Annotated in this window: 12 protein-coding genes; 7 read left to right on the plus strand and 5 right to left on the minus strand. The window is 44.7% G+C overall.

The features are described from left to right. Window positions 1–2: 2 nt before the first annotated feature. The 5 genes from fliF to fliJ are packed head-to-tail and all read left to right on the plus strand — an operon-like array spanning window position 3 to window position 5,290. Window positions 3–1,754, plus strand: coding sequence for a flagellar basal-body MS-ring/collar protein FliF (gene fliF, locus ITG12_RS26630; protein WP_038868387.1), 1,752 nt, complete (start codon window positions 3–5; stop codon window positions 1,752–1,754). Continuing rightward, window positions 1,717–2,736: a flagellar motor switch protein FliG gene (locus ITG12_RS26635; protein WP_038868389.1), complete on the plus strand. Its 1,020-nt coding sequence runs from the start codon at window positions 1,717–1,719 to the stop codon at window positions 2,734–2,736. Before fliF ends, ITG12_RS26635 begins: the two co-directional genes overlap by 38 nt. Window positions 2,737–2,740: 4 nt before the next feature. Further along, window positions 2,741–3,496, plus strand: coding sequence for a flagellar assembly protein FliH (fliH, locus tag ITG12_RS26640; protein ID WP_039975788.1), 756 nt, complete (start codon window positions 2,741–2,743; stop codon window positions 3,494–3,496). Continuing rightward, a complete protein-coding gene (gene fliI, locus ITG12_RS26645) occupies window positions 3,489–4,841 on the plus strand; it encodes a flagellar protein export ATPase FliI (RefSeq protein WP_042601230.1) in 1,353 nt (450 codons plus the stop codon). The genes fliH and fliI overlap by 8 nt, the downstream gene beginning before the upstream one ends. 8 nt (window positions 4,842–4,849) lie before the next feature. Next, window positions 4,850–5,290: a flagellar export protein FliJ gene (fliJ, locus tag ITG12_RS26650; protein WP_248874565.1), complete on the plus strand. Its 441-nt coding sequence runs from the start codon at window positions 4,850–4,852 to the stop codon at window positions 5,288–5,290. A gap of 23 nt (window positions 5,291–5,313) precedes the next feature. Here fliJ and ITG12_RS26655 read toward each other — a convergent pair whose 3' ends face one another. From ITG12_RS26655 to ITG12_RS26665, 3 genes are all read right to left on the minus strand, one after another. After that, complete coding sequence (locus ITG12_RS26655) at window positions 5,314–7,539, minus strand: EAL domain-containing protein (protein ID WP_039975785.1); 2,226 nt, start codon at window positions 7,537–7,539, stop codon at window positions 5,314–5,316. 123 nt (window positions 7,540–7,662) lie between these two features. Next, window positions 7,663–8,703 (minus strand): serine protease, encoded by a 1,041-nt coding sequence (locus tag ITG12_RS26660; protein WP_042601229.1) that lies wholly within the window; start codon window positions 8,701–8,703, stop codon window positions 7,663–7,665. A 127-nt stretch (window positions 8,704–8,830) separates the two neighbouring features. Further along, on the minus strand, window positions 8,831–9,721 hold the full coding sequence (locus ITG12_RS26665) for a LysR substrate-binding domain-containing protein (protein WP_248874567.1): 891 nt from the start codon (window positions 9,719–9,721) through the stop codon (window positions 8,831–8,833). Between the two features lie 143 nt (window positions 9,722–9,864). Between ITG12_RS26665 and ITG12_RS26670 the strand changes: the two genes are divergently transcribed. Together ITG12_RS26670 and ITG12_RS26675 are read left to right on the plus strand one after the other, a co-directional pair. Then, entirely contained in the window at window positions 9,865–10,803 is a 939-nt protein-coding gene (locus tag ITG12_RS26670; protein ID WP_248874569.1) for a DMT family transporter, read from the plus strand. A gap of 356 nt (window positions 10,804–11,159) precedes the next feature. Next, window positions 11,160–12,110 carry an XRE family transcriptional regulator gene (locus ITG12_RS26675; RefSeq protein ID WP_248874571.1) on the plus strand — a complete coding sequence of 317 codons (951 nt, stop codon included), beginning with the start codon at window positions 11,160–11,162 and terminating at the stop codon, window positions 12,108–12,110. Between the two features lie 6 nt (window positions 12,111–12,116). Here ITG12_RS26675 and ITG12_RS26680 read toward each other — a convergent pair whose 3' ends face one another. Beyond that, window positions 12,117–12,827 (minus strand): EAL domain-containing protein, encoded by a 711-nt coding sequence (locus tag ITG12_RS26680; protein ID WP_038876399.1) that lies wholly within the window; start codon window positions 12,825–12,827, stop codon window positions 12,117–12,119. A gap of 7 nt (window positions 12,828–12,834) precedes the next feature. Then, a complete protein-coding gene (locus tag ITG12_RS26685; RefSeq protein ID WP_038876398.1) occupies window positions 12,835–13,020 on the minus strand; it encodes a hypothetical protein in 186 nt (61 codons plus the stop codon). Window positions 13,021–13,062: the final 42 nt, after the last annotated feature.

The following is a 13,062-nucleotide window of genomic DNA, read 5'->3' on the forward strand; positions in this document are numbered from 1 at the left end:
TCATGTCAGAACTTACCACTCAAGTGGCCGGAAATTCTGCGATGCATTCCGGCACGACACAGACGCTTTCATCGAATAATGGGATGAATGATGTCACAAATAAAATCAAACAGTTGTGGTCTAGCAGCCAACGCAATCTGGTGTTGTCTGCGGTTTTAGCCGCGATTGTTGCTGCGATTATCGTGGTTGCGTTATGGAGCTCTTCCCAAAGTTTCCGTCCGCTTTACAGCCAGCAAGAGCGCTTTGATATCGGTGAGATTGTGTCGGTACTGGAAAGCGAAGGCATCAGCTACCGCATGCAAGAGCAAAATGGACAAGTATTAGTGCCAGAAGGTGAAGTCGCTCGTATCCGCATGTTGTTGGCATCAAAAGGAGTTAAAGCGAAATTGCCTACGGGTTTAGATTCGCTAAAAGAAGACAGCTCTCTTGGCACCAGTCAGTTTATGGAAACGGCGCGTTATCGTCATGGTTTAGAAGGTGAGTTAGTACGCACTATCATGTCGCTTAATGCAGTCGCGAATGCGCGTGTGCACTTAGCGATTCCTCGTCAAACCTTGTTTGTCCGCCAGAATACAGAAAACCCTTCTGCATCAGTGATGTTAGAACTGAAACCAGGTGAAGATCTCAAGCCAGAACAAGTGGAAGCCATCATCAATTTGGTGGTGGGTAGTGTGACGGCAATGAAGGCAGAATTTGTCTCGGTGATTGACCAATATGGCCGACTATTGAGTGCAGATGTTGCCTCTGCAGAAGCGGGTAAAGTTAACGCTAAATACCTTGAATACCAAAAGAGTGTCGAGAAGCAAATCATCCAGCGTGCTTCAGACATGCTAACGCCGATTGTTGGCCCAAGTAACTTCCGCGTGCAAGTTGCAGCCGATATGGACTTTAGTCAAGTCGAAGAGACGCAAGAGATCCTCGATAATGCGCCAGTGGTTCGCAATGAACATACCATTCAAAACAACTCAATTGATCAAATTGCTTTGGGCATCCCTGGCTCACTAAGCAATCAACCTCCGGTTACGGGTGAAACGCCAACTAACGATAGCCAAAACACTAACGCGCGCTCAGAGATCAATCGTCAATATGCGGTTGGCAGCAGTGTTCGTCGTACTCAATATCAGCAGGGGCAAATTGACAAGCTAAGTGTGTCAGTCCTCTTGAATTCACAAGCATCACCAGATGGTGTGGCATGGAGCGAAGCGGACAAGTCCCAAATCTCAACAATGATCATGGACGCTGTCGGCATTTCTGCGACTCGCGGCGACAGTTTGAGTTTGATGAGCTTCAACTTCACACCAATCGAGATTGATGCGCCGCCAGCACTGCCTTGGTGGCAAGACCCAACCGTACAGCAACCCTTGCGTTATGTGATTGGCGGGATGTTGGGATTAGCGATGATCTTTTTTGTGCTTCGTCCTTTGATCATGCACTTAACTGGAGCTGATAAACCGTCACAGGAGCTGGAGTTTGCTGAACCACAGGAAGAGCCGCAATACGACAATCTGCAAACGCGTGAAGAGCGTGAACGTGAAGAAGTATTGAATCGCCGACTGTCCGAGAAAGGGATTGCCGTCTCCTCTGGTTTGGACGTCAACAGCGACATGTTACCGCCAGCCGGCTCTCCATTAGAAATCCAATTGAAACACCTACAGCTTATTGCTAATGAAGAGCCTGAGCGTGTAGCCGAAATTCTGAAACAATGGGTAAACATCAATGAACACAGCTCAGTCAACGTCAAAGCAGACGCTTAGTTATGTAGAACAAACCGCGCTCGTGCTGCTGGGCATGGGTGAGGATGCCGCAGCAAAAGTGTTGCAGCACTTCAGCCGTGATGAGACCCAGCGAGTGACACGTGCGATGGCAAAGTTAAATGGCATCAAAAGTGATTCTGCTCGCGGTGTGATTCAGCATTTTTTTGAAGATTTTCGCGAGCACAGCGGCATTCGTGGCGCATCGAAAGAATACTTGTCGAACACTTTACGCAAAGCTTTAGGTAACGATTTGGCAAAAGGTCTGCTGAACAACCTGTATGGCGATGAAATTCGTAACAACATGCAGCGCTTACAATGGGTAGAGGCCGAGACATTAGCGCGATTCATTGTTAACGAACACCCGCAAATGCAGGCGATTTTCTTGGCGTATTTACCAGCAGACAGTTCGTCGGCTGTTTTGAAGCATCTGCCGCAGGACTACCATGATGAAATCGTGTTCCGTATTGCTCAGTTGCAAGATATTGACCATCAGGTTGCGAACGATTTGCACGAATTGGTGGAACGTTGTATCGAGAAAGTGTCTGCAAGTCAAAGCACCCCGTTGTCGGGCGTGAAACAAGCCGCTGACATCATTAACCGATTTGAAGGCGACCGCGCGTCCTTGATGGAAATGCTTAAGTTGCATGACGAGAATGTGGTAAACGAAATCGAAGAGAATATGTTTGATTTCATGGTGCTGGGCCGTCAGCGCGAAGAAACCATGGATGCGTTGGTGCAACAGATCCCATTGGAACTGTGGGCGGTGGCATTGAAAGGTGCCGATATCCTACTGCAACAGGCGATCAAGCGTTCTATGCCGCAACGTATGGTGAAAGCGTTAGAAGACGATATGGAACTGCGTGGAGCCGTCGTGTTGAGCCGAGTACAGCGCGCGCGTCAGGATATTATGCAGATGGTGCGTGAGTTGGATGAAGCGGGTGAAATTCAGCTACTGCTCTACGAAGAGCCAACAGTGGAGTAAGACCATGGCAGAAAAAGCAAATAACACCATGCGATTACCACCAAGTGGATACCGCTTACATCGTTTTCCTCCTTTGGCGCAACCTGTGAACATCGAAGACGATTTCGCGATGGAGAACCAAGGCTGGCAAGATACTCAAGCCGACGTTCAACAACAGCTGGAAGCGGGGTTTCAGCAAGGTTTGCAGCAAGGGCATGACGAGGGCATTCGCCAAGGTATTGAGCAAGGCAAGCAACAAGGTCTGCTCGATGGCCAAAAAGAAGGCTTTCAAAAAGGATTTGTGTCTGGAGAGCAATCTGGCAAGCAAGGCTTTGTGGAAGCGGCAAAACCCGTTCATGAGTTGTTCCAAGCATTATCGCGTTGGCAAAGCGAGAAAGAACAACAGCAACGCCATATGATCTGTGAATTGGTACAGAAGGTTGCACAGCAAGTGATTCGTGCTGAGCTGACTCTGATGCCACAACAGATTTTGGCTTTGGTGGATGAAACCTTATCCGCTATGCCGGGCAAAGCAGAAAGCGTGATTGTACATCTGAATCCACAAGACCTAGAGCGAATCACGCAAATCAATGCTGACTTACCAACCGCTTGGAAGCTTGTCGCAAACGCGGAGTTACCCGTTGGCGGGTGTCAGTTAGTGACTGAGGATGCAGAAGCCGATGCGAGCTGTGACTCTCGCTTACAAGCTTGTATGGATAACGTGAAACAACACTTGCTGGATGAAGCCGTATTGCCACAGGTTGATGTTGCACATGAGTAGTACTTCCAGCCACGAGTTGTTGAACGAACGCTTGAGTGATGCACTCGCATCGCTCGATTCGATTCCGGTTGCACGAGTGACAGGGCGACTAATCAAAGTTAACGGCTTAATGCTGCAAGCCGTAGGTTGTCGATTCAAGCTTGAACAACGCTGCTTAGTGGAAACCGCAGAAGGCGACATGATTGAAGCGCAAGTCGTCGGCTTTGATCATACAGTTGCTTACCTGATGCCGATTCGTCGTCTAGGTGGTTTGTTTGCGGGAGCAAAAGTGATCCCGCTGGATGGCGATAGCACCGTTCAACTCAGCTCACAATGGCTTGGTCGAGTAGTGAATGGTCTAGGTGAACCTTTCGATGATGGCGCGCCGCTTAAAGGGGGAGATCGTGTTTCACTTGAACCAAAACCGATTAACCCACTTAAGCGACGCCCTGTCGATACTCCGCTGGATGTTGGTGTTCGTGCCATTAATGGTTTATTAACCGTTGGCAAAGGGCAGCGTATTGGTTTAATGGCGGGCAGTGGTGTCGGTAAAAGTGTCTTGATGGGGATGATCACTCAAAATACCGAAGCTGATGTTATTGTTGTCGGCTTAATTGGCGAACGGGGTCGAGAGGTTCGAGAGTTTATTGAACGTAACTTAACACCAGAGGCTCGTCAGAAAGCGGTCATTATCGCCGCGCCAGCCGATGAATCCCCTTTGATGCGTTTGCGCGCGACTCTGCTTTGTCACCGTGTGGCGGAGTATTTCCGTGACCAAGGTAAAGACGTGTTGTTACTGATGGATTCTTTAACACGTTATGCAATGGCGCAGCGTGAGATAGCGCTGTCTTTAGGGGAGCCGCCAGCGTCACGTGGTTATCCGCCTTCAGTGTTCAGCGTGTTACCACAGCTGTTGGAACGTGCAGGTAACAGTGAAAATCCACATGGTAGTTTGACGGCGATTTATACGGTATTGGCGGAAGGGGATGACCAACAAGATCCTGTTGTGGATTCTGCACGTGCGATTCTTGATGGGCATGTGGTGCTTTCACGTCAACTCGCAGAACAAGGGCATTATCCAGCGATCGACATTAACGCATCGATAAGCCGCTGCATGAACGCCTGTACCCATGAAGCGCACAGCACGATAGCGAACAACTTCCGTCAAATGTACTCCAATTATCTTCAAGTTAAAGAACTCTTGCCACTTGGCGGATATCAACCAGGACAAGATCCGGAACTGGATCAGTCGGTTTCTATGTATCCGCATCTTAGAGCGTACTTACAGCAGTCGGCAAATGAGTCTATTGATTACCCAACCAGTTTGACCGCATTGGCACAAATGTTCCAAAGTGAGCAGCAATGAGGTAGCAAATGGAATCAAAGCTAAAAGCCGTCGGCAAGTTGCGCCAAATGGAAGAAAAGCAACGGGATAGAGTAGGGGATCAATTAAATGTGATGCGTCAGCGTCACTCTCATCTTGCCGTTCAGTTAGAACAGCTTTCCGCTCTTAAAGTTCATGCGGGACAATCGGCGTTGACAACGCCAGTGCTCAATAGTGCCACCTTGATGAACTTAAATCGTGTCGACCAGATGCTACAAAAGATGTTGCGTCACCATGAGCAAGAACAAGCGGTAATACAGGCTGAGTGTGCTTCGGTACAAAAGCATCTTGAATACAAACATGCTCGAGTTCAAGGGTTAGACAAAGTCCTCGAACGCTGGCGCAACAAGCAGAACTACGAAAAATTGAAGAAAGAGCAAAAGCTGATTGAAGACATCATTAACTCTCGCTTAAAGCGCAAAATCTTATAGACGAAATTTGATAGCGTGAAGCGTCATAATGTGACCGCTTCCGACCTTGTAAGATGTTGTCTCTGTTCTTCGATTTCAAACAATGTATTCAAATAAGCATTCATAGGTAAGGGCTTCGCGACACCATACCCTTGTGCGAAGTCGATGCCTAAGTCTCGTAGAATCAGGCTGTGTGCGGGAGTTTCGACAAATTCAGCGACGGTTTCTAAGTGCATCTCTTTAGCGACAGTCGCAATCGAACTGACGATCAAACGATCGGTCTCGCTCTCTGTGATTTCACGAACGAATGCCCCCTCGATCTTCAAGATATCCAGCGGTAGACGACGCAAGTAAGCAAAGCTTGCGTAACCGGTGCCAAAGTCATCAATTGCGATTTTACAACCGAGTTTACGTAAAAGATTCAAGGTCTCTATAGCTTGTTGTTCATTGATCAATGCTGACGATTCGGTGATCTCAAAACAAATCTTATCTAAGGGAATATCGAAGCTGTGTGCACTCTCAATGATACGAGAAGCAAGGTTTTCCGCGCTTAGTGTTTTAGCCGTAAGGTTAATAGCACAATGCCCTATCGTATCCCAGTTTTTGACTTTGTCGCTCAGCATACGGAAGGTATTCAGAATCACCCAATGATCGAGTTTGATTTCCAATCCGAATTGATTGATCAAAGGAAAAAATGCGGAAGGTGGCAGTACTTTTCCATCTTGCTCTTTTAGGCGAAGCAGCACTTCAAAACTTTGTTTACTCTCTTCAGGGCCTGAAAGTCGCATGTATGGTTGGCAGAACAGTTCGAACTGTTCTCGTTTAAACACTTGCTGAATGTGGTTCAACTTGTCGACGCGGTCCATTTCAAAAGATTGCACGTTGACCCAATGAATGCTGCTGTCGCTCTGTGGTGGTTGATCGCACAGAATTGATACGACTTTTTCAATATCTTGCCCTTGGTTGACGACCGAGCAATAAACGGTTGGTGAGACCAAGGCGACAGACGTTCCACGCCAGTAAAACTGAAAGCTCTCTAAATATTCCACGACTTCTTGAAGCTCTTGTTCTGCAACATCGGAATAGTGAGTGAAACTCAGCAACCCTGTGGAAAAAGGCGGACGATAGCAACGATTGATGCTTTCATTTCGCGAATATAAAAACTCGCTTAATTGCATGATGAGTTGTGATTTCCCCTCATGACCTAAGTCCGTCAGCATCGACAACGTTGGTGTCAGGTCGAGATAAATCAGCAATGAATAAGACTGATGGCTGATGTCTTCTTTTAATTGAGCGATGTTTGACAGGCCGGTGTACGGGTCAATCCTTTCTGAGCGGATTTGTCGTTGAGTCATCTCGAAGAGCTTCACTGAGTAACCGCCCAACAAATACGCGAGCGTGGTCAATACCGCAATGATGACAAGCAGGCCATAAAACTGGTCAGCATAAATTCGGTCGGCATTGTAGTGACTGATGCCGTCATGAATCACCAACAGAATGAATGGAGATCCCACAAACAGCGGTCGAATTAATCCGTGTTTGGCTAATCCAATTACGACCAGTAAAACCGCAAAGAAGCTTAACGAGTTGAGCATAAATGAGGATGAAGAAAGAGCGGCGGCAACAAATAAAATGACGCAGCTTGCCAACCAAGCTAAATACTCTCGGCAGCGAGAGTTGGACACCCTAAGCCTTTTATCGAGTGCGAGATAAGATTGGGTGTCTGTATCGGTAATAAGGCTGACCATTACATACAAAATTGGGGTGACGAGTAATTGGGTCAAGTAATTGCCAAGTGTGGCATAAAACAAAAAATCAGCACTCAAAAAGCGTCCGTCAACGAAGGTATTCACCAGCATCATTTTTATGGTATTTGCGAACGGGAACAAGCAGCCTACGATGACAAAAAATAAGCTGATCCGTTGTGCGGCTGGTTGATGAAGTGAGCGGTTATTGAGGTAGTGGAACAAACTCGAAAAAACAAAAGGCAATAGAGGGACGGTGAGAGCGTAGAGTAAGGCATGTTCTAGACTACGCCCCGTTCCGATATAGTAAGCCAATAAACTCAGAATAATGGCAGGCAGTGCACGCCATTGATAGCGCAAGCAGCTGACGATCATCACGGAGCTGACCACAGAGATAAGCTGAAACGCATCTTTCTGGATAACAAACATTTGCGAGAGGGCAAACCCAGCAAAGATGGACAACGTGACGCCGAGAGTCAGGAACAGCATCGCACTCATATGGCGACTCGATGCGGCATTATTCATTAGTTTGATCTGAAAATAGTTGGGTAGCCGATAATAACAGGATTATCGGCATCAAATGAACTGGAATATACGTACTTTTAGAGTTTTTATTCTATAAAGTGTAACTGTGGGTGAAGCTACGTGCTACAAGGGCTGGCGGCGACGTAACCATACGAATAAGCTGCCAAGCGTCAGTAGGCCAAAACCGACAGAGCCACCATCACTGCCATTATTACCGAAGTCATTGCTTGTGGTGTCTTCTGGGTCAAACCCAGAGTCGCCTTGACTGTGATAATCTTCCCTTGCCGCTAAAGCAGCGTCGTAATTTGTCTTCGCCCCAGCACTGGTTTGGGCTTCTATCCAAGGGGTGTAATTGAGCACTTCAGTAAACACGCTTGGAATGGCAGGGGACTCACAAACCGATGAGCCGTAACTGACGATACCGATTTGTTGATAATTACCGCTACCATCTTGATACGTTAACGGGCCGCCTGAATCGCCACTACATATCCCCGTGTAAGCTCGGTTTGGGAAGCCGTTCGCACACAAACTTTCTTGAGAGTTAAAACCTGAAACCAGTGAAGAACATTGTGAATCTGTAAGAGGTTGGATTTCTGCCCAGCGCAGGTAATTCGGTCCTGTCGCATCGTTGGTTGAGGTTTGACCAAGGCCAAAGATTTGGAACACTGACCGGTTACTGTAGTCACCAAAATCCTGTGGCAATGTGATGGATTGGACGTTGTCTGTGATAGGGCGGGTTAGTTCCAATATCGCGATGTCATTGATCCACAAGTTACTCGCGTTGTAATCGGGATGAATCGTGATAGCGCGTACGTCTTTGAATTCTTCAACAAACACATCATTCATGGTTGGGTTTTTGACTAAAACTCGAAGATCATCGATTGTCCAACCATCGGTAAACACGTCGGATTCGACACAGTGTGCGGCGGTCATGATGTATCTATCATTGACGATGGTACCACCACAGATGTTGGCAAACTGGCTTGAGCCAGTACGGTGTAATATCAGGCGAGCAAAGAAAGGAAGTTGATTGGCAGTGGCTTGTTGGCCGCCAATAATAAACGTTTTTAAATCCGAGTCATTTGCACTGACTGTTTGTTCTGCGGAGCTTGTCATTGGCACAATGAGTAAAACGCCACTTATTAAGACATGATACAACCTCATAAAGCCATCCTTGGAGTTCAAAAGTACTTCTTTTACTTTATACCAATTCCGGCATTAATCTATTCACTACAGAAACGAATATATTTCATAACGCCTATAGACGACGAAACGATGGGCTGCGCTCGAATTAGCTGAACTCTTGCCTCAACCAAGATCTCAACAAATGAAATGCCTCTTGTTTGAGCTTATGGGGTGGGCATACAAAGTAAAATTGTTGATAGGGGTTAGTGATTGGCTCACCCAATTCCACTAATTGTCGATATTTGATGTCGTCTTTCACAAACAAGCGATGTGTTACCAATAAGCCCAGCCGTCGAGTTGTGGCTTGCACAGCTTGAATCGACATGTTGAAGGTCATTGGTTTTTTGTTGGTAGGCCGCAGTAATCCTGTCTCTTCTTCCCAAACTTGCCAGTCGTGCTTTCTGCGATCATTAGTGACTTCAATAATGGGGTAAGTTGATAGCAGTTGTTGAATGTCTCGATTATCAGGTTGCGCTAGTAACTCGGGGCTGCACACCAACACTAACTCATCTTCGCTCAACTTTTCACAATAGTAATCTTGCCACTCTTGAGGGCTGCCATGCACCACTGCGGCGTCAATGCCTTCCTGCTCTAAACGGAACTGCCCAATCAGATTGGATAGGCGGACATCTAACTGAGGAGCGAAATCTTGCAAGCTCGACATGCGTGGGATCCACCAGTGCAACGCAAGTGAGTTGACCATATTAAGTGTTATCCGTTTGGAATTTTGGTCGTGAATTAAGGCTTCGGTGGCATCAACGATTTGTTCGAGTGCCGGAGCTACTTTTCGGTAGTATTTTTTGCCTTCATTATTGAGGCGAACTTGGCGACCAACACGATCAAATAAAGGTTTGTTGACTTGGTTTTCTAGAGATTTAATGGCTTGGCTAACAGCGGAATGGCTAACAGAGAGCAGTTGAGCAGCCTCTGTCATGCTGCCAGTCTCTGCTACAGCAACAAAGGCATAGATCGACTTCAATGGGACTAATTTGCGCATAGTGTCTTCACTCCTATTAACTTTGTAGTTAGCGGTAGGCTGACTCTCAATCTGTAAGTTTTTCTTACATTAGCGTTTAAAATAACTCGCTATTTCTGATTAACGCCTTTGCCTAAAATACTCCATGAATTAAGGAGTATCCAATGAACGTAGAAAACAAACCCATCGTCTTCATGTTGATGTCTACATTAAGCTTATCTGTTACTGGCTTGTTAGCAAAGCAGCTTAGTAATGATTTTTCGGTCACCATGTTCAGTTTTTTACGCTTCTTTACTCCAGCGATCATTCTGTTAGTGATGCTACGGTTCAAAAGACTGAGGTTACCGACAGCCAGTACGTTTAAACCCATTTTACTTCGCGCTTTTTGTATTGGGCTGTGTCAGCTTTGTTTTATTGCCTCGTTACAAACGCTAACTCTTGTTGAAGGCGTGGTCCTTTTCGCTACTGGACCACTGTTTATGCCAATCGTCGAGAAGCTATTTATGCGCGGTCAGATACGAATATCGACCATAATGGCACTTGTTATGGCATTTACTGGAGTCATTCTGTTGGCAGGCTCAGATGGTGAGTTTACATGGCGAGTCGACCTGTTATTGGGCTTGGCGGGTGGTTTGTTTAACTCGGGTTCGCAGCTGACACTTTATAAAGCCAGTAAGAGCGGCATGTCGCCACTAGAAATCAACTTCTGGACGTTCGGTTGCGCTGCTTTACTGATATTACCGCTGGTGCTCTTCAATGATTCAAATGTTTTATTGCACTCGCTTTCATTACACGCGTTTGAAACACCGAATACATTGTTTGTCTTTTTGATGTCTCTTTTGATCATCAATACACAGGTATTTCGTTCGAAAGCGTATCAGTTAGCTAGCAGTGGCTCTCAACTTGCACCGCTTATTTTCACCAATCTACTGTTTACCGCAGTGTGGCAATGGATGTTTTTCGATGACCAAATGAGCCACAGACAAATCATAGGCGTGACTTTGATTGTCCTTGCGACAGTGCTGAACACTTGTTGGGTCCGGTTATTAGTTGCGTATAAGGCTCAAAATCGAACTGTTAATTTATTTAAACGTATTGATTAATGAACATTAAGTGGAAAATCGTTCTCGACAATATTGTTTAGAGTGACTTCAAAAATTATGTTTTATATTAATGGCTGCTTCGTATTTTATCTTATAATAACTTCCAGTATACATAGGATAATATCTTTAACAAAAATCAACTGTGTTAGCATCGGTTTTTTAGTATCGAAGGAGCTGCTAACCTGACGCCTTATTATCTTAGTGTATGATCCACTCATTACTAAAATCTATTAATCTTAGTCAGTCATAGTTAAATCTCGAAAGAAAAACATGAATGACTGTATGGCTTGTTATTGGCAAAGATATTGGTTAATAGGTTCGTTAATAAATAAAAATACAGTTTTAGTGGTGAGATTATGAGTTACAATTTCGAAAGGGAACTTGCTTCTTGGTTAGAGGAGCGAGAAATTTCTAGAAAAGAGTTGATCGCGATATTACAACAATCATATTACGATGACTTTAAAGGTTTAGACTCAATTACATTAAGTCGGTGGCTAACAGGAAAAGTCGTCCCTCCATTATACAAGCAGTTTCTTATTGCTAAGTCTCTTGAACAGGATCTTGCGGACATCATCGTTACCATTGACGAAAGTGAACAAAAGAGCCCGTCTCGTTACTCGGCAGTCCTGACGAACCTTATAAAAGCGTTTGATTTCTCGCTAACCGCTTTGTCTTATAATCGTATGCCAGACAAAGTGACCAGTGAAATTAAATCTCACACATACTATGAACATATCGAATTATTTCATGACTTCTATGACAATGTGTCTGCGCTACGTGGCTTTATTGACGAATTGTACGCGTTAAAAAATGAGGTTAAATACAAGGGAATCCTATTAACAAACAGTCAAGGTGACATAGTTGGACATTGGGCTGGCATCTTAAACTTAGAGAAGTTAGATAATCTTCCATCTTTTATTCCTATTCCAGAAAACGAACTAAAGCGCAGTTGTTTGGTCAAGTTGGGCCATGCTATGAATTCAGAACATTTCTTTGAGTTAGTTGTTCAGGCTATTTGTTATTATTTGATAAGGCAATGTAAGTCTAAAGATTATGTCTATATTTTTATTGCCGGATACCCCATTCTAGAGTTTTCAAAAAAAGTATTTAATGCAGAAGAAATAAAATATTATCCCCCTGTTGATAATAACCAAAGAATGGGATTGTACCTTGTGAAGTTCGATATTATTAGATCAATTTCTAATCCTGTTTTAATTCCAAAAATTAAAAAGAAACTTCGCTGTTTGGAATTGTGTAATTTTGTAGAATGCAATAGATGTAATCTCAAGGACTTCCGTCAGGAGTGATTTTTCTCAAAGGCTCACTGCGATAGTGGTATACAAGAACCCCTGTAAACCCCAGAACTGGACATCACTTTGGGTAATTTGCTTGCGTGCCACTTGCGTTTCAACACGTTCGATGATTAATTTTGTTCGTGTCCTCTTGCTCAGTGCCAGCACTCTTTTGTAGTAATCTGCTTCATCAGAGTGTTCTACTTTCAGGAAGTGATAGAAGCCGGAAAGGAGCTCTTCTTCTCGAAAGTCAGAGTTTAAATCATAGTCGTCAACGGCCAGTAACACTTTTTGTTTTTGCAGAAACTCAAATCCTTTTCTGATCTCGGAACAGCGCTTACATGAATCTCTTTCCGTTATTTCAATCACCAAATTCGCCTTTAGATTTTCTAGGCTATTCTTGAGAATGACGATATCACACAGCAAATATTTATCGCATAGGTTACTTCGCTCTAGGTTTATGAATAGATGTTTCCCTTTAAAGTCGCATGCATGGCGAGCAATATACCTATCTAAGCGTGCGATTAATGCTCGGCTCATGTGCGGGTATTTGATTTCTCGATCATACACTTCGTTTGCTGCGCTATCTGTTAAATTAGCGGGGTTAATAAGCACCTCATATCCGAGGTTTACTCCGCCTTCATCGACAATTTCTTGCAGTTTGTAATTGATGTCGATGAGGTTGATGCCGTTGTTTTTTTTGTTTAAATAGTCTTCAATCAAAAAACACATGTGTTTGCTATTCCATTTTCTTGAACATGATGGTGATAAACTCCATCTCTTCGTCAGAGATAAGCGGTTTCTCATCGATTAACGCTTTCCTTCTAAATTCAATTACGCCTTTTATTTCGCGTAATTGTTCCGGCTTCATTTCATTAATGCATTGTTTTATATATTGAAATTCACCGTTTTTTAAGCCGTTCATGTTTTGTCCGTTGTTAGTGCTTCGCTTTGTTTCTATCTCGAT

Source organism: Vibrio sp. ED002, assembly GCF_023277445.1.
GTDB lineage: Bacteria > Pseudomonadota > Gammaproteobacteria > Enterobacterales > Vibrionaceae > Vibrio > Vibrio jasicida.